Consider the following 24,830-nt stretch of genomic DNA (forward strand, 5'->3'; position numbering starts at 1 on the left):
AATGCAGACCATAAGGTCTTCGCTATAAAATAAAAAAACAGTACTGCGTGTTCGCAGCACTGTCTACATGTAACTTAAAATTTATTTCAAGTCATTGATGAACTCTTACCTTTTGCGCCACTCATTTTCCTTCGGTTGATGTCTTAATTGTATCCGGGAATTTCTCGGCTTCCGTTAGACTCGTCGTCTCCAAGGCATATGCCCATTGACCATCCGGCGTAACGACCCAGATCTGATCCGGTTCGGATGGCAACGTAAGTCCCCGATACACATCTCTCACTTGTTGCCCATTGACCGTCTGCTCAACAGACAGGGTGAATCGTGGAACAGTACCTTTCAGCTCAGACGCTTTGCGCACATCATCTGCTGTTGACAGGTTTTTGATTTTACCGATAAGGGATACGGCGTCCGTGGCTTCAATCGTTTTTCCATTCAATGCCCAGGTCTGCTCTGCAGCACCGTTCTCCGATGTCGATGTTAACATCCAGGTAGCGGCTTCACCTTCCCACTCCAGAGACCCCACATTTGTCTCATCCATGTTGAACGGTGTAGTATCCAACAGATCACGACGTGACAAGGCTATGTTATTAATCGCCTCTGTCTGTACGGCAACTACGGGACCCTCATCTACGCGCACATATCGTGCGTCATCTGCTGGAAGCTGGCCACCAATCGCCAGTTTGATCTCCCGATGATCTTTGAGTTGGATATCCATACGTGTTGCATCTGTTCCTAATCCGTACTTATCCAGATCTGCCGGCGCTTCTTCCACCACCATTTCCTGGTTCGCGCCACTCAGAGCATCTAACCAACTGCTAACACTATAACCGTTCAGAGGATAAGCTTTCGGCTCAACCATCTGCCATACGCCATGTTCAAGCGTCAAAGTTGAAGATGCTGCTGCACCGGATGTTTCTGCGGTGGAGTCATGTATTGTGATGGATTGAATATCTTCGGATTGAATACCGAGCAACTTGGCTTGCACCGCTTCTTCCTCCCGAAAATAATTTTGACTAGCCGCGTACACCCAACCCACAATGAGTACGATGACCACCAGAATCGTTGGAACCCATTTTCTCATACCCGTCTGCGCCTCCACCATAAGAGTACACCGATGATCACAAAGATAAGCGGAAACGCTACAATAGCCACGAAGAAAATCGTTCTGGCCTGTTCGCCGCTCAGGTATGCCGTCTCATATCCGGCTTGTACCCGTGGACGAATCGTCAATCCATTTTCTTTCTCACTCAAATAATTCACGGTATTCAAAATAAAGTCCCTGTTTCCGCCATTCGCAATTTCCGAATCCTGCATGAAAATCGACGAGCCCAGAATAACCGCCTTCGGTTTGCCATCCGTCGTATCGGCTGCATACCCAAGTTCCACTGGCCCCTGAATATCCTCTTTAGCATCATTGGTTGTTTCATTTTGCAATAAGCCTCCGATATTCGTCTCCCCATAACTGTCATTGGAAGAATGGATTAACGGTGAAAGGGTGTATTTATCCTGTTCTTTGCTGGTCAGCGCGATCGACAGCGACAACATCGGGTACAATTGGCTTGCAGCAAGTTTGTCCGTAATTGCATGTGTTCCATACTCCGGTACCACCCAGAGTGGTCCCATCGTACTGGCTTGTTGATTATCCACCATCACTGCATGCTCATCAACGACACCATAGTCTGCCATGAGGGCATCGATGTTTTTCCAGCTGGATTTCATATCTTCTACGAATCCGAGGGACAATAACAGCTTGCCTCCATTACTCAGATATGTGCGAATGGCCTTCATTTCTGCATCACTGAGATCACGTTGTGGACCTATAATGGCAAGCACATCTGCATCTTCCGGAACCTTCCCGGCCTGATTCAACTGCAATTCTTCTGTCTGCACATTATTTTGTTCCAATGAGGATTGCAGCGTAGTCATCTGATCGAGACTCAGCTCCTCATGTCCGGTCAGGAAGACCATTTTATGCATCTCGGTGGATGACATATTCATAAGCGCCTGTGTCAGCTTTTCCTCACCTGTGAACTGATAGGATCCGTCACTGCCGTCACCTGCCGCGGTGAACAAACTGGCGATATCAATCACTTTGTGTTGATCTCCCTGCTCCAGCACAATGGAGCTGCCTGTTATGCCGTATTTGGATGCAAGCGCAGGTTCCTGCGTCAGATTATACTGTTTTAGTTTCAGCTTACTGTTCCGTTTCGTGTATTCCTCCACCATATCCGTGACCTCACGGTTCAGCACGGTGTTGTTGGCATTTTCGACGGTTAACACCAGAATGTTGACGTCATCCTTCACGTCTTTGATCGCAGTAAGAGACTGGTCAGACAACGTGTATTGTTTATTCGAGGTCAGATCGAGCTGGAAGCCGCCAAGTGAATTCAGGAACAGTGTTAGCAAAATAAAGATGCCAATCACCGCTACAGACAGCACGGTACTGTTGGTATGACTTAACCATTTTTTCATCTTCTCACCTCCACCGCTTCCGTTCGACAATTTGAATGCTTAACAGCAGAAACACACCTGAAAGTGTGACATAGTACAATATATCCGGTCCGCTAAGCACGCCTTTCATGAAGCTGTCAAACCGGTTAGTCAGGGCAAACGGATCGAGCCACTGCTGCAAAGCAGATCCTGTATTACCTGCGAATGAATCAAGCATCCACAAAACGAGCAAAATAATAAAACCCGCCACCGCAGACACCATCTGATGCTGGGATAACGTGGAAGCGAACAGTCCTATTGCCATCATGCTTCCGCCCAGGAACAATAAACCCAGCGCAGACATCCATACTGTCGTCATATCCAATGTTCCATAGAACGACATGATGAAGGGGTACACCAGACTGCACAGGATGAGCACGACCAGAATGGCCAGAGAAGCAAGGTATTTGCCAAATATAATCTCTGTTACACGCGCGGGGGAAGTCAGCAGCAGTTCATCCGTTCCTTGTCTGAATTCTTCCGCAACAAGCCGCATCGTTAACAAAGGCACAACAAACAGCAGCATGGATAAGGTATCCCCCAGCACGAGTCGATAATCGACAATACTCGGCTGGTAATATACGAAACTGGAGTAGAACAGCAAGCTGGTCATCAGTACATATACGGCAAAAGCAAAATAGGACGTTGGAGACAGAAAATAAGCTTGCAGCTCTTTGTTACACACCGCCATCATTCGTCTCATTTGGAGTCCTCCCCTTTGCGCGAATGGGACGAAGCATCCGTTGAAGTGTTCGTTAATGTACTACTTGTTGGACTCGGTGATGTTCCCGATACACTCGACGAGTCGTTGTCGGAAGTTACATTCGCCTGATCCATCACTGCCCCAGCAACCTGATCCCAATCTGCCGAATCCGCGTTTGTATCTTTTATATCCGTTGTTGTCTCGGTTGTGGTCAGCTTCAGGAAAATCTGTTCCAGACTGAGATTCTCCTTTTTCATCTCCAGAATCGGTAATCCTGCACCGGACAAAAGGTAAAATAGCTCCTCCCGGAAATCTTCCGAGTTCTCTCCAGTAAGAAGCATTTTAACCGTATTCGCTGTATCAGAAGTAAGTGAAGTATCTCTGGTGGTATTCGCATCTGATGTTTGAATGACTTCACTCCGCACTTTCTCCCATGGTTTCAGCACATTATGTAATTGCTCCGCAGTGGCCTTCACTTCAATCGACACCTTGAACTGATCCCCCATTGCTGATCCGAAATGCTGTGGTGAACCATCCAGCACGAGCTGCCCCTGATTAATGATCAACATTCGATTACAGAGTGTGCTCACTTCAGGCAAAATATGCGTACTGAGCAACACCGTATGATTCTCCCCCAGTTCCCGAATCAGATCTCGGATCTCGATAATCTGATTTGGATCAAGGCCCGAAGTTGGCTCATCCAGCACCAAAAGATCCGGCTTGTGAATAATGGCTCCTGCCAGCCCTAGGCGTTGCTTGTATCCTTTGGATAACCCACGTACCATTTGTCTCTCCCGACCCTGGAGTCCCAATCTGCTTACCATCTCGCTGACCCGCAGCTTAACCTCACGTGCCGGAACATCTCTCAAATTCGCTACGAATTTAAGGTAGGACTGCACTGTCATATCCGGATACAGTGGCGGAGTTTCAGGCAGATATCCAATCTTGGAACGAACACGCTGACCTTGGTCATGCACCGATACCCCATCCACCAGGATGGAACCCGCGGTTGGATGCACATAGCCCGTAATCATACGCATCGTTGTTGTTTTTCCGGCACCATTGGGGCCGAGAAACCCGACAATTTCACCACGTTCCATGGTGAAATCCAATTGATGTACGCCGCGCTGCCCTTCGTAAACTTTGCTGACCTGTTTCACTTCGAGCACATCATTCATCCTTTCCCGTTAAAATACCCGTGTACCATCGTTTAAGGTAGATGTGTACACGGGAAGTTCCTTGTATAATACGTGATCTATCCTAAGCCCAGCTTAATGTCACTTAAAAGAAAGCTTAAAAAAATGTGTCCAAAATGTGTACACACTAAACAACACCCACACCCTATACTTCAAGCCAACGTAACATAGAGTACAGGAGAATGTGCTCCTGACCAAAAGTCAGAGGGTGAATCGTGTGAAAGTATTATTCACGTTTTATGTTCCAAGCGGTGGCGTGGATACGTTAAACCGACTGCGCACCGCTGTTCTGAAACGCCATGGCATTGAAGCGCACCTACTTTATCTCAACACAGGCTCGGGATTGCAGAACAACAGTGATACCCCCATTTTCACCGCATCCAGTGACGAGGATATCCATCATATCATTCATACTCATCATTATGATGCCATCATCGCCACTTCAGACATCGCTATGCCCGGCCGCTTGAGAGCGCTTGGCTATACAGGAAAAATTATTTTTGAAGCGCAGGGACTCGGAACACGCGATCAGGCTCTGGAAACGATACAGATGGGTGTACCTTACCTTCAGGCCCATTGCGATGCTGCCGTTATCCCTCCCACAGACCACCTTCTGGATATGTTCATTCATATCTGTCCTTGGCTACATCGGTTTGTTATTCCCAATATGCTGGATACAGACACCTTCGCACCGGTTCTGGTGGATACTCCACCCTATCCAGTGCTGGCTTGGGTAGGACGACTTGAACACAATAAAAACTGGCGGGAATATTTAATCATTTCGAGTGAAATCATCAAAAAAAATCCGAAAGCCAGACTATGGTTATTCCATGATCCCACTTTGGCTAATCCAGAAGATGAAGTCATGTTCCGGCACATGTTGGCAGAATACGGGCTTGAGGATCGGATCGGCATCTTCGTCAATGTTCCCCATTCTCAGATGCCCGCATACTATTCGATGATTGCTGCGTCAGGGGGAATCATGTTATCCACTTCCCTGCTAGAAGGATTCGGCTATGCCGTCGCTGAAGCCATTAGCTGCGGTTGCCCAGTGCTCAGCACAGATTCGGATGGTGTGCGCTCATTCATCACACATAATAAGACTGGAAAGTTTTATCCCATTGGAAATATAAAGGCTGCTGTAGACGAAGCAAGAGACCTCATGAAGAACAAGAAACTGCGGGAGTATATCCGCATTCAGGGCAGACAGCATATGAGCTTGTCTTTCTCACCTGATCGATATGCCCATTCTTTCCGTGAAATGATGACAGCACTGCGAATTTTTCATTGAGCATAACAAAAAGGCAGTTCAGCAAGATTCTCTGAACTGCCTTACTATGTCACTTTAAAAAGTCTTAGTGTCCCATCATCATCGCGGGATCAGGCTTGTCGCCATTTTGAAGTTCTTCTTCCGGCATCGGTTTTGGTTTGCGCAGAATCAGACTGAGCAGACATCCAAACAATGCAATACAAGCGGCCAGGAAGAACGTATCATTGAAACCACTCACCAGACCTTGAACTATAGCGGTCGGCTCTGCACTCGTTGTATTGTCTGCGATTCTGGAAGTAAGGAAACCTGTGAGCCCTGCAACCGCAAAGGACACGACCACTTGCTGTGCAGCGGCCGTAAGCGGTGTAACCCGTCCAACCAGCTTACGTGGTGCAGCATTCAATACATGCGTATTGAGTGGCATCATGGACAAGCCCATACCCAGACCCATCATGATCAGGGCCGTGATAATCAGGCCAAGACCTGTCTCTGCCGTGATGGAGGACAGAATAAACAAGGCTCCCGAGATAATTCCCAGACCCACGAAGGCCAGAGGTCTGGCACCAATTTTATCAAACAACCGACCACCAAGCGGCATACCCACGCCGGAAGCCAGAGCCTGCGGAAGCAGAATCAATCCCGTTTCCAGTGCAGTATACCCTTTGATCTGCTGCAAATAAAGCGGGATCAGGATCATCGCACCGAACAGCGCCACTTGCGAAACCCATGCGAGAATAATCCCACGCGAGAAATCAGATGATTTGAATACCCGGAGTTCGAGCAATGGATTTTGATGACGAAGTTCCACAATAATGAATAAGATGAGCGCCACGCCACCTACGATTACACCAGTCAGTGTTGTTGTAGATGTCCAGCTCGTTCCCCCCTCACTCACACCGTAAGCGAGCATTGAGAATGCGATTGGCGCCAGAATCATGCCGAGCAGATCCAGTGCAGGCGTGCGTCCACGATCTGTATCAGGCAAAAATTTGATACATAGAATGAAAGCTGCAATACCAATGGGCAAGTTAATCAGGAAGATCCAGTGCCAGCTCAGTGATTCAATAAACCAACCGGACAATACCGGGCCCAGTGCAGGGGCAAGCAGCATGGGAATTCCGAGCATGCCCATGATGGAACCTCTTCGTTCAGGAGGAGCCAGTCGAAATACCATCGCCATACCAATAGGAGCAACCATGCCTCCCCCAAGCCCTTGAATAACACGGTAAATGATTAATTGCTCAGGTGATTGGGCAATGGAGCATAACACAGAACCCAAGGTAAACATGGCAATGGTGAACAGGAATACTCTTTTGGCACCGAAACGGTCAGTTAACCAACCTGCCAGCGGAATAACTGCAGACAAAGCCAAGGTATATCCTGTAACCGTCCATTGGATGGTCTTCAGATCCGTCTCGAAATATTGAACGAGATTCGGAATGGCCACATTAACAACGGTACTGTCCAGAATAACCATGATCATGCCGACGATAATAGCCAGGAGTGGCAAAATAATGGTTTTAATCGAAAACTCTGCCGGCTCCTGTGATACTGCTGTTTGTTCTTTCACGTTCTCCACACTCTTTTCCGGCAGAAGAACACAGGCTGCTGCCTGCATCTCACTAGCCTATATTCTCTCGACTGATTTCAAACTATCGTTTTAAATCGTCGTTTTAAACTTTCGTTTAACACTGATCTAATTCTAATGAAAATACCTTTGCTGTCAAGCTATTTTTTCAGAATTTTCTACTATGGATGCAATATAAAAAAATGGAACAGGCACTTCCCTGCTCCACACGTGGGTTAATCACGACTATTCAATTATGTCCATATCAATCTGCAAGCTTCATCATCTGATATTCTGACATTATGCCCAATGTCTGACCGTGAATACTTCTGTAATACATGCGAATAACCAGATGATTCGGTGAAGAGCTGTTGCTGATAATCCTCAGCTCATAAGGATCGGAAGATACATCCAGATTATGAATGACTTGATTACCACCCGCTCCCCCCGAATTCGAACTTATATGAAAAAGATGTCGATACAGTTCTCCGTGCCTACTGGCTCCGCCAACAAATACATCTGTCCCTTCATCGCTCCCCACATAGGCCAACTCCACGTCCATGTATTTGATGGGAACAAACGTCTGTAACAAATTTTCATGGATATTTAGCACATATACAGCCACTGTAGATCCCTCCTTCGGCGTATGAGCCTTTCTATACATAGGATATGCTCCCCCTTGTCTATTGTCATTTGCATTCACCCATTTTCAGCCAGATACACAAAAATGCCCGACCTTCCGGTCCCCTTTTTTCATAGAATAGAAGCATAGAAGCTCGGCCGGTGCAGGCCGTGACAAGGGGGTAGCTATGAGAGTTCTGCTCGTTACGTATTGGGAGCTTACACATATGGGAGGCATATGGACATATGTTAAACAACTGGCCGACAGGCTGATTTCACTTGGTGTAGAGGTTGATATCATGGGCACAAATGGTGCTAAAAACGAGGTATATGTTCGTAATCTGAACCGCGCTTTCTCCAAGGATACGGTGTGGCCCATGCTGCAAGCCAAACTCAATCCGACCGATCTGCCACAATTCACTGCCGATCCGCTTCTCGCTTATTATGAACTGAATAGATATGCCTTCGAGATGGCCGCCGCTTATCTGGGAGTAGACCACTATGACGTAATCCATGCGCAAGATCCCGTAGCCGCCGTAGCCATTAAACGCATCTTGAACCGCAATATCCCACTGGTCACCAGCTATCATGGGGCACTTGCCCGCGAGGCCTTTTACGATGCTCAAAACTCCAACCCGCAACTTACTCTTTCTACCTATCTGCAATCCAAACGCGGACGTTATTTTCTCTCATTGGAAGAGCGAAGTGCAGCACAGTCTGAGCTGATTCTGGTGTCCAGTCATTGGATCAAAAGTACACTTACAGAACTCGCGGTTCCAGAGTCGAAGTTCAGGCAAATCCCCTATGCTATCGACCTGCCAACCTACCGTGCCTCAGCAGCCGTGAAATTTCGCCAACGACCACCCGCGGGCAAGAAAGTCATTGCCTTTACCGGAAGGCTTGAATACATCAAGGGTGTACATGTATTAATCAAGGCTTTAGCCAGTCTGAAAAGCAAACGTACCGATTGGGTGTGCTGGATCGCAGGAGAAGGCAATCTATCCGATGAGTTGCGGGCACAGGCCACGGCAGCAGGCATTGGCGCTGATGTTGTGTTCTGGGGCAAACTCGACAATATCCCTTCCTTCCTGCGCCACGCAGACATCTATGTCCAGCCCAGCCTGCAGGATACTCAGCCGTTCTCCGTGACCGAAGCACAACTGGCGGGTATACCTGTTATCGTCAGTGGTACAGCCGGCATGCCTGAGATGGTTGAACCGGGACGTACAGGATGGGTTGTTCCTCCACAGGATGTCGACTCGCTCAGTGAACTGTTGAATGCATTACTGGAGGATAACGTTACCCGAAGAACAGTGGGGGCGGCGGCAAAAGCCTGGGCTGAACAACATCGTTCATTGGAAGAAATGGGAATGCGTACTTTTCAAGTCTATCAGGAGGCTATTTACAGAGGAGGACAACCGATATGACGTTGCTTGTACCGAGTGATCTATACAATCGCTGGTTTTCGACTCCAGTTTCCACGCCTCACATCGACGTGGATTACGCTATCATGAATCAATTGATGCAGAAGCTGCCCAAGGGCTATGTATTTCCCGATCCCGTGTCGATGGAGATCATGTATTCAAAGGATTAAGTTGTTCCATTCCATACTGTCTTCATATAACATGCCGGAATATCAAACAAGGGGTATACCATTTGTCATACGAATGACGGTGGACACCCCTTGTTTGCTTTTATTGTGTTGTGTTCTAGCGAATCCAGAACACGCTAATTGATTCTTTTTGCACAGATCCGACATGTAACGAATTCCAGAGCTTATTCATCTGTCGCCAACTTGGAATACATATTCAGATCGTTGAACGTTTCGCCTGCCCTTTCGTATGCTCTGAGGGTACCTTCGTATGTGAAATTGAGCTTTAATAATAGCTTGATAGAATTCACATGATCGGGGTCAACCTTTGCTTCAATTCGATTCAGCTTCATCGTCGAGAAGGCATGAGCTAACAAAGAAGAGATCGCTTCTGTCGCATATCCTTTTCCCCAGTGTGATCTGGCAATGTCATACCCAATTTCTGCTTTGAGATTGTCATAATCCAGTAAGTTATAACCGCATGAACCTATAATTTCATTGGACTCTTGCGCGATGATAGAGAATCGAATAGCCTTGTTTTCCTGAGAAAGATCGTCCAGAATATTAATCATGGCTATGGCTTGACTTTCATCCGTAAAAGGAGTGATATTCATGAATCTAGTAACCTCCGGATCAGACCAAATTTCAAACAAGCTGGCCGCATCCAATACGTTCATTTTTCGCAAAAATAACCGTTCTGTGTGTAACTCTGTAATCAATACTTCACCTCCATTCGTTTATTAATGATTCGGTGTAAGATATTGATATCTGCGCATAGTCCAGTCCCTTCCGTGTATGAATCATTTCATTATACAGAGACTTCGGCATCCCTTCTACCTACCTGTCCATGGATCGTCATAGAACAAAAAAAGAGCTCCCCCACTTATAGCACATTAAACATGCTTCATAAGGGTGCTCTCATATCCATTTAACCACCTATTCCATTCAAGCCATCATCTGCACACACGTCTACTTCACTTCCAATACCCGCCGACCTGAAGCAAATTGAGCAAAATAGGTCTGTGCTTCGCCTGAACACGTTCCATCTCGGCCACCAGAGCCTTGAAGTGACGTTTGGTCCCCATTGAATCATGCAGACGATAACACATCAGGGGTTCATTGTAATAGAACAGCTCATACATCGGAAACAGTCGCAACCACATCTCGTAGTCATGAGTGTAGCGAAAATCAGTATCGAACAAGCCAAACCGCTCAAATGCATCCATCTCCAACATGACGGTACAGCCATTGATCGGACAACCTTCAAGCAGTACCTGCAACATCTCCAGACGACTGCCCACTTCCGGATGCACCGTATCCAACCACTCACTCTTCTCATTCACATAGTGGTAGGCACCATGACAGAATGAAGCCTTGACCTCACGCATAAACTTCAACTGTTTCTCCACACGGTCCAGCAGCATCACATCATCTGAACTGAGCCAGACAAAGTATTCCCCTGTCGCCTGTTTGATGCCCTCATTCAATGCCGTTGCGGTACCACCGTTTTCTTTGCGGATATAATGGATAGAATCCATGAATGGCTCTAGTCGCTCCACGTGCTCGGTTGACCCATCATCCACCACGATCACTTCAATATGCGGATAGGTCTGGTGAGTGGCACTGTGAACAGCCTGCTCGATATACGCACAATTATAAAAAGGGATGACGATCGATACTTTCGGCTCCATTCGGGGCCCCCTTCCTCCGCTTATCTCTGCATAGCGATTGCTTTCCTACATTTTATGAAGATCCATTCGATCGGCATTGGACATCTGCGGTGTTACGGAAGCACATTTCATTCTGATACCATCTTTACTGTCATCGGGTAAAATGCTGCGCAAAGAGGGCGTCACTCCGCCAACTTGTGGCTTCATAACTGCCCTCCCAACGCTAATCCCCAAGCGCCGCTATGCGCTGCAACAACGGTTCGCGATATCTCGACCATACCATGGATGCCTCTCTGCCGATGACATCCGCATGACGAACTGATCCCATTCCCCCATGCCACCGATAGGCCGTAAGCGGTTCGTTCAGGTATGGGAACCGATGACCGTTCAGTACAATCCGCATCCAGAGATCCAGATCATGCGTGTAAGGCAGAAGCTCATCGAACAGCCCTACTCCGCTGAACAGATCCTTACGAATCATGACCGTGCAGCCATTGACCGGATTGCCGTTGACAAACCGCCGCAGTAAGTCCAGATCGGACATCGGTTCTGGCCCACCATGCATTTTGGTAACGGCTGAATGCTCGTTGATATAGTGAAAATTCGTGTACGAGACGAGCACATTCTCGCGCTGCATAAACTCGAGCTGATACCGGATTTTATCTGGATACAGAATATCGTCCGAACTAAGCCAGGCTACATAATCACCAGAGGCATGACGAATCCCATGATTAAGTGCCGAGGCCGTCCCGCCATTGCTTTTGCCAAGCACATTAATATAAGGAAGATAAGGCTGAAGCAGCTCTGCATGCCGGGTGGAACCGTCATTCACAACAACGATCTCCACATCCGAATATGTCTGGTTCAGCGCACTTTGAATCGCCTGAGGCACATAAGGGCAGTTGTAGAATGGAATGACAATGGATACTCTCGGACTCAACCTGTCGTCCTCCCTTGCTGGTCACGAACATCACTCAGGATATCCTGAAGTGATGTGGCAAATGGAATCATCGGCTGCCAGCCAAGCTTGCGCAGCAGTGATAATTCCTCCTGTTTCCCCGAACCGTCCGGACCAGAAGATGCCCCATCCCAGCGAACAGGGACTTCCGCTTCTGTCATGGACAACAGCAGATCTGCAACTTCACCAAGACTCCGCTCGGTGCCAGACACCACCGGGTATACTGTACCGCTGGCTCCCTGTATCAGGAGGGTTGCGTACGCTCTGACTGCATCCCGCACATCCAGAAAGTCACGGGTATTGTCCCGTCCCGACAGGCGGAACGCCTCCGTTTTGCCCGCCTGCTCACAGGCAACAACATGGCGTGCAAGCAGGGAACAGATGCCTGTGGAAGGACCCGCCCCAATCAGATTGCCCGGCTCCGCCAGCATGATCTGTTGTCCGAAGAGTGACATCCACGACAAGGACACCATCTCTTCCAGCGCTTTGCTGAGGCTATATGGATGTGGAGGCTGGGGAATCCGGCCAGGTTCCTGCGTATATTTTAACCTCGATCCTACAATAACGGTTCGTGCTGCCGGACAACTGCGAAGCGCATCCAGCAAATACAGCACGGCCATCACATTGGTCTCCAGGACCAGTAACGGATCAGACCATGAATCAGGCACTGAATTTTTGCCAGCGAGATGCAGCACATAGTCGGGCTGCACCTTGCCGATCAGATGACGCACTTGCTGTTTATCATTCAGATCACAGACATGGACTTGGGTACCTATTCCAAACGAATGTACATCCGGTCTCCGGACTACCGCCGCAACCACTGCACCAACTTCTCGAAAATAAGATACAGCATGTCGCCCGGTAAAACCGGAAGCGCCTGTAATTAGTACTGTCTTGCCCGTCAGCTCTGCTCCATCCATAATGCCAACTCCTTCAGCATTGTAGAATAATCCGGCAGGTCTGTCTTCACATCCTCGCGAGTGGACACCAGCGTACGGTCCTGTACTACACTGTCATCACGCACAATCGTCACATCCTGCTTGTTCCAGGTCTGCTTGAACAACACAAGCAGATCATGCTTGCTGACAGGTGTTGGATGAGCTAGATGGATCAGACCACTAATGGATGAGGCCAGGTAATGGTCAACCCATTTGGCCAGTTCAAGTGTGGTCACACCATTCCAGAATACGCGGGTATACCCGCCGACTTCACCTGTGCTGGACATAAACCATTGCATCAGACCAATGCCGCCCTGCCGAATTTCGGGTCCAATGATGGACGTACGAATCGTCAGATGACCTTCATCCTGGACTTCACCAAGTGCTTTGGTAATGGCATAAGCTGAAGTCCCATCCGTAACATCATCTTCCCGGTATGCTCCCCGATCTCCGCTGAACACACAGTCTGTGCTGATATGAATCAGACGTGCACCAATCGTATCCGCAACCCGCCGCAGACGATGCGGCAGAAACCCATTGATATGATAGGCCGTAATTTTGTCCTCATCTGCAAAGCTGTTCAACACACCTACTGCATTAATAATCACATCCGGGTGCACCGCTTCTACCAATCGATCAACCATGAAGCTGTCGTTCACATCCAGGAGCAGACCATTGGGGTCCGTTACATCACGAGTTGTGTAGAAGACGCTGTGTACACCTTGACGGCGGAAATAGTCGACAAGAATATGGCCGGCCATTCCGTTTCCACCAAGTATCAGCAGTTTCATGACAAGAATCCTCCGCGCTTGAGAATTTCACGAATCTCCTCTTTGGTCATCAGTTGGTGTTCAGAACTGAAGCTGTTAAAGGAGACCGGTGGACAATTGGTATAATGTTCACGCAGACCTGGTATGCCCAGGGTGGGAAGAATTACCAGATACTGCTCATCGTAGACAACGGTGGTCATGCTCTCGAATTCACTCATCAATATTTCATGAATTTTCTCACCTGGACGAATGCCCTGTTCCACAATGGCCACATTCTCCACACCGGAATCCTCAATTAACACTTCCGCGAGATCCACGATTTTGCAGGTTGGCATCGTCATGACAAAGATCTCTCCGCCGACACTTTCCACCGAGGCTTTGAACAACAGGGTAATTGCATCCTTTAGCGTGAGAAAGAACCGAGTCATGCTCATATCCGTGATGGAGACCTGGCCTTTCTGACGAATCTGATTCTTGAACAGATGTACCACACTGCCGTTCGTTCCCAGAACATTTCCGCCCCGTACCGTAACAAACTTGGTGTCACTGTGTAACAAATTGGCATATACAATTAATTTCTCGCCGATTGCTTTGGTCATGCCGTAGAAGTTGGACGGATTGGCAGCTTTGTCAGTCGAGATATAGATTACTTTTTCCACCTTATTTTCAATGGCAGCCTCAATCACGTTTTGTGTACCAATCACATTGGTTTTGAGCGCTTCATACGGTTGGTCTTCACACACTGGAACATGCTTGAGTGCCGCCAGATGAAATACATAGTCCACATGCTGGCAAGCCGCCGTCAAGGCATCCTTGTCACGAATATCTCCAATCCGGAAATGAAGACGTGGGTCCTCAAATTCACGACTCATAGCCACTTGGCTGGACTCGTTCCGGGAATATACAATAATTTCTTTGGGCTGCTGGGGCAGCAGTTGAGCCACAAGTTCATAACCCCATGATCCCGTACCGCCAGTCACGAGTATACGCTTATTTTCAAACATGCATTTTCCCTCCAAGCAGAAATTTAACTACTTTACCGGATACATCTGTTGCTTTGTAACCTTGCGGGCAATCCCAATCAGTGGACATCTGCGTCATGACTTTCACGCAATCAGCGATGCGTGCCGCATCCAGACCGGAGACCACATTGCTGCCGCAATCCACCGTTTCCGGACGCTCGGTAGTTCGGCGCATGGTTACGGTCGGCACGCCCATAATGCAGCACTCTTCCTGCACCGTACCACTGTCCGTGAGCGCACAACGTGCATGACGTTCGAGCATCACAAAATCGAAGAATCCAAACGGCTCGTGAAACTCTACCAGCGGGTTCATCTCCAGTTGCAGATGCTCCGCAATCCGAATTGCTGTACGCGGATGAATGCTGCAGATTACACGCAGCCCGTGTTCCTCTGCGACCTGATTAAGTCCTTTCATAATCTCCAGCAGATGAGGGGCATGATCCACATTCTCGGCTCGATGGGCAGTAACCAAAAAATATTGCCCGGACTTCAGCTTCAGCTTTTTGAGGATTTTGCTGGAGTTCACCTGTGCGTCATAGTGCTGCATCACTTCATAGATGGGATTGCCCGTGAGCACAATGCGCCTGCTTGGTACACCTTCGCTGACCAAATGTTTCTTGCTCTGTTCCGTGTAAGGCATATTAATGGTGGAGATGGCATCAATAACCTTGCGATTCTTCTCCTCAGGCACATCCAGATCAAAGCAACGATTGCCTGCTTCCATATGAATAACAGGAACACCCATGCGCTCAGCCAATACTGCACATAATGCACTATTGGTATCCCCGAGCAGCAGCAGTTTATCGGGCTTCTCCTGCAATATCAGATCTTCCATTTGCGTAAACATCGAGGACAGCTGTCGTCCCAGAGAGGCCGCTTCATCCTGAAGAACGTAATCCGGTGCGCGCAGGCCCATTTCCTTGAAAAAGAGACCACTGAGACTTTCCGTGAAGTTCTGTCCCGTGTGCACCAGAATATGTTTGGACGCATACTGGTCCAGCTTGGAGATGATCAGGCTGAGCCGTATGATCTCAGGTCTCGTACCCAGCACCGTCATGATCTTCATCGTAATCCCTGCCTTCATCTTGTATTGGAACCCTTGCGCCCTGCTCGGCTGCGTCCCGCCTTGGCAGATTTGCGTCTGCGGGTAGCTGATTTGCCCATATGCGGACGCGGTCCCTTCGTTGTACGGGATCTCCCTTTACGTCGGCCAGTTCCGGAAGTACGTTTCAGCCCCTCACGGCCTCGGCGAGAATGAGATGCAAGTGACTTACGACGGCGTTTCCGCGTTTTGCCCCTCTGTTGAATCAGCTTTGCAGCTGGGCCAGTACTTGAGGCTACAGGGGCATCTTGACCCAATGCGATCGGAGGTAATGAGGAATGTGGCAACGCCTGTATGACCGTCAGCGGGAATAACAGTGCCCGAACCGTAACCGGCTCCAGAACCAGTACCGTGCGTAGTCCTCCCTCCCCATGGGTATACACAGGTCCATTCGGAGGTTGGATATAAGCAAACCATCCGGGAAAACGCAATAACCACTGTGTCACCATCGTATGCAATTTCGTTCGGTAGGTTTCAACCCCGTAGAGCCTTTCCGCTTCTGCCCGATTGCCCCACCCCGTATTCGAAGCCAGCTCCGAATCATTCAGCAAGGTTGTCGCCAAGGTGACAAGCGCTTCGGTATCCCCGGGCGGGGCCAAAAATGCACCACTGCCTACGGATTCCATTAATTCCTTCAGTCCACCCTGAGCGAAAGCGATGACCGGTTTGGCAAAATAGAGACCCTCCAGTGCGGTCATGCCAAATCCTTCTTTGACCATGCTTGGGATGACCACGATATCCATGGCGCTATACGCCAGAGATACGTTCTCTTCAAACGTAGTGAAGGTAAATCGGCGTGAATACCCGGATTTTTTCACCCGTGATACACACTCGTCGTAATACTTTTTATCCGATGGTGCCCCAATGATCCAGAAGCGACAGCGCGAATGCGTTTCACAGATCCTCAAGGCCATATCCACAAAAGGTTTCAACCCTTTGGCATCATATATAAAGGAAGAAATATAACCGATACAAGTCTGTGATGCCTTAAGACCAAGTTCCTTGCGCTTGCGTTCACGCAGATGAACCCAGCGGTCCGGTGCGGGCAGAGCCGGTTCCCATGTCGGCGAAATGACGGTTAGTTTGTCACTCATGCCAGCTTGATGAAATGGAGCGACCGCTGTCTCGGATATACCGATAATCCAGTCTGCATAGCGACCAATCATCTGAATCGCCTCGGCTGTATGTTCATTCGTATGAATGATCTCGGTAATCTTCCAGATAATCGGAATCTGAAGCGACTTCGCCGCTACAGCCGGCATCACATTGACACAGGTATTCGTTAACACGAGATCGGGAGCAGTCTCCCGTATGAGGGAGACCACTTCCTGATATGCTGGTGTATGGCGAAGTTGCTCCGCATCATTTGCAATGCCCAGGTAAGGTGTGTACACACCGTGAAGCATCGGCAGATTGCATATTTTGACCTGAATGCCGAATCTTCGTGCAAGCCCTGCCAGCTTCCCATCCTGGGGTACAATGAGCACACACTCAAAGATCGTACCGATCTCTCTCATAAAATGAAGCAGCAGCTTCTCTGCACCTGTAATGCTGCGAGTATTGCACACATGTGAAAATAACATCATCTTTGGTTTCGTTGCCATGGCCGCACGGACCCTGTATGCGGATATCCGATACAGGGTACTGTGCACACCTCCTCCCGGCCAGGATTAAGGAAATATGATGGTTAACATTTCATTAATTCTTTTGCCATACGTGTGGTCTTTCAGGGTACGCTCGAGTCCACGAAGGGCAATCTCACGGCGTTCCTTTTCATGAGTAAGATAATATTCCACCTTTTCGAGTAACTCCTGCGGCGAGGAATACGTCTCAATCTCCACACCCGGTTTGTAGAAACGCGTAATGTCATCCCTTGCGTCGGTCAACTGTAGTGTTGTGGAAGCGGCAATTTCAAACGTTCTTGGGTTCGGTGAGGCTGGCGGGATTTTGAGGTGATTATTATTGACGGAATCATCTTCGTGGGATCGATGCAGGTTAATGACAATTTTGGTGCCATTGTACACATCATTGGTCTCCTGTGGACTCATCCAGCGGCCAAGTTCAATCTTCTCGCCATAGGCAGTGTAGTCAGGCAGACGGTCCCACCAGATTCCGTTAAATACTGTATTGTGTGACATCAACTGAGGCATGATTGGATTAAAGAAGTATACCCGGTTCCAATAAGCCGAGCCGATAAAGCTGACATCCCGTTTTAACGGGGAAGGGGTTGTAATCGGAAAATAATGATTGGTGAACGCGGCAAAAGGGAGATAATGGACTGACGCGCAGCCGTTTTGTCGATATAGATCGATACAGTTCAGTTCCAACGTGAAGATATGATCAAAATGTTTGACGATATCAAGCGTCATGTCTGTATAGTACGGATCATCAGTCAGCCAGATAGCCGTCTGAATGCCGGCTTGGCGGATCGCATCGATATGCTCGATGGGTATATCCATTCCATCCAACACAAGCACCAGATCAGGACGCGTCTGCAGCGCAATCTCAGAAACCGGTTGACGCGGATCCGTGAGGGTTACCTGAGCTACCATTCCCTGTAGCGTGGCCATGATGGCCTCATCCAACGGGGAGTATGGGAAACCTTTACCCGAAGATACATACAGCACGTGAACTTGTCGGAAAGGCAACGGTTCCTGTGCACAATTTACAATATAGTTGGCGCGACCGCGCAGATATCCTTCTTCTTTACCTGCGTCATATCCGGCATGTTGCCCATTTTTGCGCGCTTGATCAGCCAGGCTCAGTACCGGTGCATGAACCTTTTTGGTTTTACGGTGTTTGAGAGACATACCGCCACTCCTTTATTTTTTGGGATAGGTTACTCGTTGTGCTGTTACTTCAGACGGGGGTTACAGATGTTCCAGCAACTGACCGATACGGCGAGTGAACGTGTGCTGGTTCATCGTGGTGAGAAGTCCCCGCCATGCCATCGCCTGTCGTTCTTCTTCATGCTTCAGATAATAGTGGATCTTGCGCTGAAGTTCTGCTGCGTTGGTGAAGGTCTCGATGTCATATCCCGGCTTATAATAACGGGGCAAATCCGCACGTGCATCCGTAATCTGCATGGTGCCGCAGGCACTAATCTCATACGTGCGCGGGTTAATGGAATGACCTTCAAGATGATGTGTGTTGCGATTGTCTTCCCCATTCTCGCAAGTCCGGTGAATATTAATGACAATCTTAGCGCCATTGTAATAATCGACTGTCTCTCCCGGAGCAATCCATCCTTCGTGGATGAAGCGGCCTAGTACATCAAAACGTGCCAGCCGGTTCCACTGACTACCTGCAATGAATACCTTTTTGTCCGCAAGAAATGGAGCCAGCTCATCAAACAAGGCAATCCGGTTCCAAAATCCGGTACCGATAAAACAAATATCATGCTGATGCTGCGGTGCCGCGCGACGCGGTTGAAACATCCCCGGATTCACTGCGAGTGGCATATAGATAACCCGGTTCGCTCCATGTCCTTGATAGAATGGTACAGCGGCCTCTTCATGTGTGAACACGACATCATAGTGTTGACACAGGGACACAGTATCCTCGGTAAAATACGGATCATCCACAAACCACACAGCTGTTCGAATACCGAGTGCACGTATGCCCTTCACCTGCTCCAGATGATCCGGGGGAAACACATGCAGACCATTCATAACGAGCACAACATCTGGCCGATGCTGACTGGCTTCCTGCAACATCGTTGCTGGCGATCCAACAACGCATTCACGTACAGACTGTTGCAGGGCCAGGGTGACACCTTCATCGATGGCATCGAACCCTTGCGGAATATACAGCACCTTCATGTCCCGCAGGGTCGGTTCAAACATCTGCACCCGCTCCATCATGGCTTGACAGCCGCCAAATCTGCGGCCTTCTGCATATCCGCCGCGGTAAGCTGTCTCCGCTTCAGTTAGCGGACGGTGTCTTCGTTTTGCCACATTCTTCACCCTGTCTTCCTTCAGGAGATCTCACTTCCAGACTCTCCCCGAGATTGGTCTTCCCTCTAAAGGATATGCCTCGGGGTCAGATGCATCATGGACGGGTGTCCTGCAAGGCGCAAAATTGGCGCTTGCCCTCCACATCCGCCTGTACGGGCATGTCCGCTTTTGCGGCGATGCAAATAACCCGGGGGGATCTGTCCCCCCGGGCTATCATCATTTGTTTGGCATCACCAGCATCGAATATGGAATACAGCCGAAATAAGCCGATGCTTACGAAGGTTGCTTCGGAAACAGTGCAGTTGCTCACGTAGTCTTCCCTACGCTCCGCTGCTCCATTTCTAGCTTCATTCCATCTTCTCAGTTACTGTGCTTTGTACGCCAGCTGATGTCCGTCCTCGAATCCCTTGGCGAAACCCGCGTTGAATCCCTCGTTGTACGCCTCGTTGTATCCCTGGCTGTACGCACCGTCCGGATTCGGATCGGTAGGGGTAGCCGGGACGATGGGTTGTACAGGCTTCGGACTCCGGTACCGCCGTACCGTCCGTTTCTTTTTTTTGAGCCACGCACTGCGTCCTTTAAGTGGGCGTTTGTGAAGAACACGTTTGGCTCTGAGCGCACGCAGCTTGCGAATTTTGCGCAGACGGGCTCCACGAGTTACCAAAGCTCTTTTGGTTCTCAGTCGTATTTTCTTCTTCTTTAACATGTCATCATTCCTCCTGTATATCCCGAACGATACGAATTGCACACTCGGGGTCTTTGAGCCACGGCAAGCCTGGCTCCCCATGCTGGATTCGAGCCAGCCTGATTCCCGTTACCATGCGAGACATCTCTTCCTGATAGCGACTCAGCAGACGAATGTTTTCGGCCAGACTGCGGGCGGATACTTCCGAATGAGCAGTTACACTGGCTACACTGTCCAGAATGCGTGCCAGCGCCTGCTGACTGTGTGCAATGGATTCAATGAGGGCCAGTTTAGCTTCCTGCTCACGCCGCATCAGACTCATTTTCCCATGTCTCCCAGATCCATGCCGCCAAACATGCCACCATCCATACCGCCGCCATCTTCGCTGTCGTTCTGTACCATCACCGCTTTGAGATTGTTGCACAGTCCGGTCTCCATCCGGGTTAAACCTTCCAGCAATTCCACCAGCTGATCATGCATTTTGAGTGGCTCGCCGACCTGATCCCCATGCGTCAGAAAAGTATCCCCATTCAAATGATTCAGCGTCCAGTTCCGTACCTTCTCGGCCTCAATCGCTTTTGCCTCCAGAATCAGGGCAATATTCCACTGCATCTTGGCTGCTGCGTCCAGCATCAGAATGAGGCTCTGTTCTCTACTCATGTTCCTTCACCCGCCTTCCGGGCTTATTCTTCCTCTTGAACCGCGATCTCCCGCATGACTTGGGTCAGCGTTTCGGCTACAGCCTCTTCCAGATCTGCAAGGCCTCCCAAGTAAGAGATAATGCTTTTGTTGATTTGCCCAGAGCTATCCAGCAGACCGTCAACGCCATCCAACTCCGGTTCGATATCTGGCAAATGATTGATGATTTCAGACATGCGCACAGCGACTTGGCGTTTGGCATCCAGCACACGTGCGATCTGCTGGTGAGAGTGTGCAATATGTGTGATGATTTCATCGATTTTGCTCTGCATGGTCCTCCTCCTTACCGTCACGGCCTGCTTCACCCATAGAAAAACCCGGCCTATCAGCATTTGCCTGTTACAGCATATGCCGGGCCGGGATCGTCAGTTACTACAGCTTGCGCCTATATCGTCAGATGACATAACTCCAGTCAGAAGAATACCGACTGAGGAATTGGCGAGTCCGTTCCTGCTTGGGACGCACAAATACCTCTTCCGGGGTTCCTTCCTCTACAATGGAACCCCCGTCCATGAAAACAACCCGATTTGCCACCTCACGGGCAAACCCCATTTCATGGGTAACGACAATCATGGTAATCCCCTCTTGAGCAATGGAGCGGATGACAGACAACACCTCCCCTACAAGCTCGGGGTCCAGCGCCGAGGTCGGTTCATCAAACAAAATCACTTCGGGATTCAGTGCCAGTGCTCTGGCGATTCCTACCCGCTGCTGTTGTCCACCGGACAACATACTTGGATATTCATTGATTTTGGCAGACAGTCCGACTTGTTCAAGCACACGCAAGGCACGAGTACGGGCATCAGCTTTGGATATTTTCTGGGCAATAATCAAACCCTCCGTGACGTTATCAAGCACCGTCTTATGTTTGAACAGATTATAATGCTGGAAGACCATCGCTGTTTTCCGTCTCAATTGCACAATGTCATGTTTGCGTGCATGCTTGCAATCTACGGTCAATCCACTGATCTGAACCTTGCCTTCATCGGCACGTTCCAGAAAATTGACGCAGCGCAGCAGCGTTGTTTTACCTGATCCACTCGGTCCAAGGATCGCAACGACATCACCCTGCCCCACCGTCAGATCAATCCCCTTCAATACGTCCTGCTTGCCAAATGTTTTGTGTATGTTCGTTAGTGTAATCATGACACGCCTCCTTTGCTGTACACGGCAACCCGACGCTCAAGCAAAGCGGTGATCCGCTCGGCAATGAGGGTCAGCCCCCAGTAGATGAACGCAGCGGCGATAAAGGCCTCCAGAAATTTCAGACTGACGGATGCCACCACATCCGCTTTACCGAGAATGTCCATCTGTGACACGGTAAAGGCGAGTGTTGATCCATGCAGAAACCCGACAAACATGCTGCACAGATTAGGCAATACCGCCCCGATCGCTTGAGGAATGATGATGCGCCTTAAAGCCTGGAATGTGCTCATACCCACAGCGTGTGCAGCTTCCATCTGACCGATATCAACGGCAAGAATGCCTGAACGGATAATCTCGGACATATAGGCGCCCGCAGTAAGCGAGAAGGCAATGAGTACAAATACGAGAATCGGGATCGATGAAGATTGGAAAGCCCAACCGTAACGTTCCGCCAGCTTATCAATAATCATCGGAATACCATAATAGATGAGGAATAGATGCATCAGCATCGGTGTTCCACGCAGGAAAGAAACGTAGAAGTCAGCAATGCGATGAATCCACCGCACACGATAAATACGGATCAGAGCCGTAGCCAGACCAATTCCGAAGCCTGCAATCAACGGAACAATCGTAATGACGAGTGTCAGTGGCAATGCCTTCAGAATTTGAAAAAAAGAGGTATAGATAAACTGGAGATCAATCGACATATGCTCACCCCTCTATTCGTTTCAGTGCGAGTTCAAAAAGTCTGGTTTTCAGTACCGAATCAAAAGCGGACTTTTTGAACAACCTCTCTCAGGCGTTTGGCGCGAACGGTCGATTTGTGTACAACCCTCTTGCGTTCATGGCGCTGTAGTCTGCGTTCTGCAACGGCAAATCCTTTTTCGAGTACAATGACAATGACATAATAGACCACAGACAGACTGATATATACCTCAAGTGCGTGGGACGTGGCGGAGATTAACGTCTGCCCTCTGCCCACCATATCCATGACACCAATGGAGAAAGCCAAAGAAGTATCCTTTAATGAACCGATTAACGTATTGGCCATGTTAGGAAAAGCAACAATCAGTGCCTGCGGAACGACAATCCGCCGAAAAGACTGGAATGTCGTCATACCCGCAGCGTAGGCTGCCTCCGTCTGACCTTTATCCACACTGCGCACTGCTCCGCGAAAGATCTCGGCAAAGGATGCCGCATCACTAAGCGCATAGGTCACAATGACAAATAACAACGGGTCGGTTCTCGACAGGTCGATGCCAATCGGTTTGAGCAACTCGGGAAGTCCGTAATACACCAGGAACAATTTGATCAGGATCGGTGTGCCCCGCATGAATGAGACGTACAGGGTAGCCAGCTGGCTTAGTACCGGAATCCGATACAGACGGGGAACGGCCAGAAGCACGCCGCCCACCAGTCCGAGCACGATGGAGCCACCCAATACAATCAGTGTTATATGCAAATATCGTAGCAGTTCCGGGATGAAATCCAGAACCAATGACAGATCAAATGATTTTCCCATGACCGCTGCACACCTCTCTCAGACTACTCTTCAACCGTATAGTCAGCCCCAAGCCACTCTGTACTCAGCTTGCCTAATGTCCCATCTTCTTTGATCGATTTGAGCGCTTCGTCCACTTTGGTTTTGAGCTCCTGCTCATCCTTGTTCAGAATGAAATACACTTTGGAGTTGGAGAGGGCATCTCCCACCGTTTTCAACTGGGCATCCACCGCTTTATTCTGATAATCAATGGCAAACTGAGTGCTGATCGTTGCATCCACCCGGCCTGTTTTGATCTGGGTAATGGTATCCTCACCTGCTCCGGAATAGACGATATCAATGCCGTTACCGTTCGCTGCATTCCATTTCTCAGCAAGTACAGCCGCATTACTCGTAGCGCCGACAATCAGTTTTTTTCCCTTCAGATCCTCAATCGATTTTACTTCCTCATTTTTCTGACTGACGACAATTTTATTTGGGAAAATATTATAGGCTTCATCATTAAACAGGAACTTGGCCTGTCTCTCTTCATTTACTTCCATCTGGTGAGCGATCAAGTCAATTTTTTTCGTTTCCAGACTCAGCAGCAGGTTTTTGAAATCCATAGTGCTGAATTCGAATTCGTAGTCAGGCAAACGTTTGTCGATCTCCCGGATCAATTCCACATCATAACCTGTTAACTTGCCATTTTCATCAATGAAGCAGACATTCGGGAACTGTGTACCTGTTCCTACAATGATTTTTTTCACTTTGGTATCGCCTGCTGCCGAAGCAGATTCTGACTCATTACTTGCAGTACCTGTGCTGCATCCAGCCAGAACCGCCAGCATTGTAATGAACAGCAGTGCTGTCCGGAATTGTTGAATCCCCCGTTTTTTAACCATTCCCAATCTCCTCCACAGGCTGTTATCACAGCAAATATGATGTGTGCTCCTATTCCGATAC

28 protein-coding genes are annotated in these 24,830 nt (G+C 49.0%); 3 read left to right on the forward strand and 25 right to left on the reverse strand.

Going from position 1 to position 24,830, the window contains the following annotated elements; genetic code table 11:
* Positions 1 to 121: 121 nt before the first annotated feature.
* From MKX40_RS24775 to MKX40_RS24790, 4 genes are read right to left on the reverse strand one after another with little or no spacing between them, the layout of a single operon-like run.
* The gene (locus MKX40_RS24775) at positions 122 to 1,081 is read right to left on the reverse strand and encodes a DUF4340 domain-containing protein (RefSeq protein ID WP_339237254.1); all 960 of its coding nucleotides are present in this window, start codon (positions 1,079 to 1,081) and stop codon (positions 122 to 124) included.
* On the reverse strand, positions 1,078 to 2,472 hold the full coding sequence (locus MKX40_RS24780; RefSeq protein ID WP_339237257.1) for a GldG family protein: 1,395 nt from the start codon (positions 2,470 to 2,472) through the stop codon (positions 1,078 to 1,080). Before MKX40_RS24780 ends, MKX40_RS24775 begins: the two co-directional genes overlap by 4 nt.
* A 4-nt stretch (positions 2,473 to 2,476) precedes the next feature.
* Entirely contained in the window at positions 2,477 to 3,193 is a 717-nt protein-coding gene (locus MKX40_RS24785) for an ABC transporter permease subunit (RefSeq protein ID WP_339237259.1), read from the reverse strand.
* Positions 3,190 to 4,362 (reverse strand): ATP-binding cassette domain-containing protein, encoded by a 1,173-nt coding sequence (locus MKX40_RS24790; RefSeq protein WP_339237261.1) that lies wholly within the window; start codon positions 4,360 to 4,362, stop codon positions 3,190 to 3,192. The genes MKX40_RS24785 and MKX40_RS24790 overlap by 4 nt, the downstream gene beginning before the upstream one ends.
* Before the next feature lie 244 nt (positions 4,363 to 4,606).
* Between MKX40_RS24790 and MKX40_RS24795 the strand changes: the two genes are divergently transcribed.
* Positions 4,607 to 5,680 carry a glycosyltransferase family 4 protein gene (locus MKX40_RS24795; protein ID WP_339237264.1) on the forward strand — a complete coding sequence of 358 codons (1,074 nt, stop codon included), beginning with the start codon at positions 4,607 to 4,609 and terminating at the stop codon, positions 5,678 to 5,680.
* Positions 5,681 to 5,744: 64 nt separating this feature from the next.
* Here MKX40_RS24795 and MKX40_RS24800 read toward each other — a convergent pair whose 3' ends face one another.
* Together MKX40_RS24800 and MKX40_RS24805 are read right to left on the reverse strand one after the other, a co-directional pair.
* Complete coding sequence (locus MKX40_RS24800; protein WP_339237267.1) at positions 5,745 to 7,229, reverse strand: DHA2 family efflux MFS transporter permease subunit; 1,485 nt, start codon at positions 7,227 to 7,229, stop codon at positions 5,745 to 5,747.
* Positions 7,230 to 7,491: 262 nt separating this feature from the next.
* Complete coding sequence (locus MKX40_RS24805; protein ID WP_339237270.1) at positions 7,492 to 7,890, reverse strand: hypothetical protein; 399 nt, start codon at positions 7,888 to 7,890, stop codon at positions 7,492 to 7,494.
* A gap of 145 nt (positions 7,891 to 8,035) precedes the next feature.
* On the opposite strand from MKX40_RS24805, the gene MKX40_RS24810 reads away from it, so the two are divergent.
* Both MKX40_RS24810 and MKX40_RS24815 read left to right on the forward strand, forming a co-directional pair.
* Positions 8,036 to 9,274 carry a glycosyltransferase family 4 protein gene (locus MKX40_RS24810; protein ID WP_339237273.1) on the forward strand — a complete coding sequence of 413 codons (1,239 nt, stop codon included), beginning with the start codon at positions 8,036 to 8,038 and terminating at the stop codon, positions 9,272 to 9,274.
* Positions 9,271 to 9,441 (forward strand): hypothetical protein, encoded by a 171-nt coding sequence (locus MKX40_RS24815; protein ID WP_253440469.1) that lies wholly within the window; start codon positions 9,271 to 9,273, stop codon positions 9,439 to 9,441. Before MKX40_RS24810 ends, MKX40_RS24815 begins: the two co-directional genes overlap by 4 nt.
* Positions 9,442 to 9,623: 182 nt before the next feature.
* Here MKX40_RS24815 and MKX40_RS24820 read toward each other — a convergent pair whose 3' ends face one another.
* The 19 genes from MKX40_RS24820 to MKX40_RS24910 form a co-directional block, all read right to left on the reverse strand.
* The gene (locus MKX40_RS24820; protein ID WP_339237277.1) at positions 9,624 to 10,157 is read right to left on the reverse strand and encodes a GNAT family N-acetyltransferase; all 534 of its coding nucleotides are present in this window, start codon (positions 10,155 to 10,157) and stop codon (positions 9,624 to 9,626) included.
* 255 nt (positions 10,158 to 10,412) lie between these two features.
* The gene (locus tag MKX40_RS24825) at positions 10,413 to 11,129 is read right to left on the reverse strand and encodes a glycosyltransferase (protein WP_339237279.1); all 717 of its coding nucleotides are present in this window, start codon (positions 11,127 to 11,129) and stop codon (positions 10,413 to 10,415) included.
* 45 nt (positions 11,130 to 11,174) lie between these two features.
* Complete coding sequence (locus MKX40_RS24830; protein WP_339237282.1) at positions 11,175 to 11,315, reverse strand: hypothetical protein; 141 nt, start codon at positions 11,313 to 11,315, stop codon at positions 11,175 to 11,177.
* A gap of 16 nt (positions 11,316 to 11,331) precedes the next feature.
* The gene (locus MKX40_RS24835; RefSeq protein WP_339237284.1) at positions 11,332 to 12,048 is read right to left on the reverse strand and encodes a glycosyltransferase; all 717 of its coding nucleotides are present in this window, start codon (positions 12,046 to 12,048) and stop codon (positions 11,332 to 11,334) included.
* Positions 12,045 to 12,986, reverse strand: coding sequence for an NAD-dependent epimerase/dehydratase family protein (locus MKX40_RS24840; protein ID WP_339237286.1), 942 nt, complete (start codon positions 12,984 to 12,986; stop codon positions 12,045 to 12,047). The genes MKX40_RS24835 and MKX40_RS24840 overlap by 4 nt, the downstream gene beginning before the upstream one ends.
* A complete protein-coding gene (locus MKX40_RS24845) occupies positions 12,968 to 13,795 on the reverse strand; it encodes an SDR family oxidoreductase (protein WP_339237288.1) in 828 nt (275 codons plus the stop codon). The genes MKX40_RS24840 and MKX40_RS24845 overlap by 19 nt, the downstream gene beginning before the upstream one ends.
* On the reverse strand, positions 13,792 to 14,778 hold the full coding sequence (locus MKX40_RS24850; protein WP_339237290.1) for a polysaccharide biosynthesis protein: 987 nt from the start codon (positions 14,776 to 14,778) through the stop codon (positions 13,792 to 13,794). Before MKX40_RS24850 ends, MKX40_RS24845 begins: the two co-directional genes overlap by 4 nt.
* Positions 14,771 to 15,862, reverse strand: a complete 1,092-nt coding sequence (gene wecB / locus MKX40_RS24855; RefSeq protein WP_339237292.1) for a UDP-N-acetylglucosamine 2-epimerase (non-hydrolyzing) — start codon at positions 15,860 to 15,862, stop codon at positions 14,771 to 14,773. The genes MKX40_RS24850 and wecB overlap by 8 nt, the downstream gene beginning before the upstream one ends.
* Before the next feature lie 14 nt (positions 15,863 to 15,876).
* Positions 15,877 to 17,502 (reverse strand): glycosyltransferase family 4 protein, encoded by a 1,626-nt coding sequence (locus MKX40_RS24860; RefSeq protein ID WP_339237294.1) that lies wholly within the window; start codon positions 17,500 to 17,502, stop codon positions 15,877 to 15,879.
* Between the two features lie 66 nt (positions 17,503 to 17,568).
* Positions 17,569 to 18,708: a glycosyltransferase gene (locus MKX40_RS24865; RefSeq protein ID WP_339237296.1), complete on the reverse strand. Its 1,140-nt coding sequence runs from the start codon at positions 18,706 to 18,708 to the stop codon at positions 17,569 to 17,571.
* A gap of 60 nt (positions 18,709 to 18,768) precedes the next feature.
* Complete coding sequence (locus MKX40_RS24870) at positions 18,769 to 19,863, reverse strand: glycosyltransferase (protein WP_339237298.1); 1,095 nt, start codon at positions 19,861 to 19,863, stop codon at positions 18,769 to 18,771.
* Positions 19,864 to 20,218: 355 nt separating this feature from the next.
* On the reverse strand, positions 20,219 to 20,560 hold the full coding sequence (locus MKX40_RS24875) for a hypothetical protein (protein WP_339237300.1): 342 nt from the start codon (positions 20,558 to 20,560) through the stop codon (positions 20,219 to 20,221).
* Between the two features lie 4 nt (positions 20,561 to 20,564).
* Positions 20,565 to 20,861 (reverse strand): hypothetical protein, encoded by a 297-nt coding sequence (locus tag MKX40_RS24880; RefSeq protein ID WP_339237302.1) that lies wholly within the window; start codon positions 20,859 to 20,861, stop codon positions 20,565 to 20,567.
* Positions 20,858 to 21,199, reverse strand: coding sequence for a hypothetical protein (locus MKX40_RS24885; protein ID WP_017692510.1), 342 nt, complete (start codon positions 21,197 to 21,199; stop codon positions 20,858 to 20,860). The genes MKX40_RS24880 and MKX40_RS24885 overlap by 4 nt, the downstream gene beginning before the upstream one ends.
* A gap of 23 nt (positions 21,200 to 21,222) precedes the next feature.
* On the reverse strand, positions 21,223 to 21,510 hold the full coding sequence (locus MKX40_RS24890; protein ID WP_017692509.1) for a hypothetical protein: 288 nt from the start codon (positions 21,508 to 21,510) through the stop codon (positions 21,223 to 21,225).
* Between the two features lie 121 nt (positions 21,511 to 21,631).
* The gene (locus MKX40_RS24895; protein ID WP_339237304.1) at positions 21,632 to 22,384 is read right to left on the reverse strand and encodes an amino acid ABC transporter ATP-binding protein; all 753 of its coding nucleotides are present in this window, start codon (positions 22,382 to 22,384) and stop codon (positions 21,632 to 21,634) included.
* Positions 22,381 to 23,091, reverse strand: a complete 711-nt coding sequence (locus MKX40_RS24900; RefSeq protein ID WP_339237306.1) for an amino acid ABC transporter permease — start codon at positions 23,089 to 23,091, stop codon at positions 22,381 to 22,383. The genes MKX40_RS24895 and MKX40_RS24900 overlap by 4 nt, the downstream gene beginning before the upstream one ends.
* 59 nt (positions 23,092 to 23,150) lie before the next feature.
* Positions 23,151 to 23,906 carry an amino acid ABC transporter permease gene (locus tag MKX40_RS24905; protein WP_339237309.1) on the reverse strand — a complete coding sequence of 252 codons (756 nt, stop codon included), beginning with the start codon at positions 23,904 to 23,906 and terminating at the stop codon, positions 23,151 to 23,153.
* Between the two features lie 23 nt (positions 23,907 to 23,929).
* Complete coding sequence (locus MKX40_RS24910) at positions 23,930 to 24,769, reverse strand: transporter substrate-binding domain-containing protein (RefSeq protein ID WP_339237311.1); 840 nt, start codon at positions 24,767 to 24,769, stop codon at positions 23,930 to 23,932.
* Positions 24,770 to 24,830 lie beyond the last annotated feature (61 nt).

The organism is Paenibacillus sp. FSL R5-0517 (assembly GCF_037974355.1).
In the GTDB taxonomy this organism is placed as follows: Bacteria; Bacillota; Bacilli; order Paenibacillales; family Paenibacillaceae; genus Paenibacillus.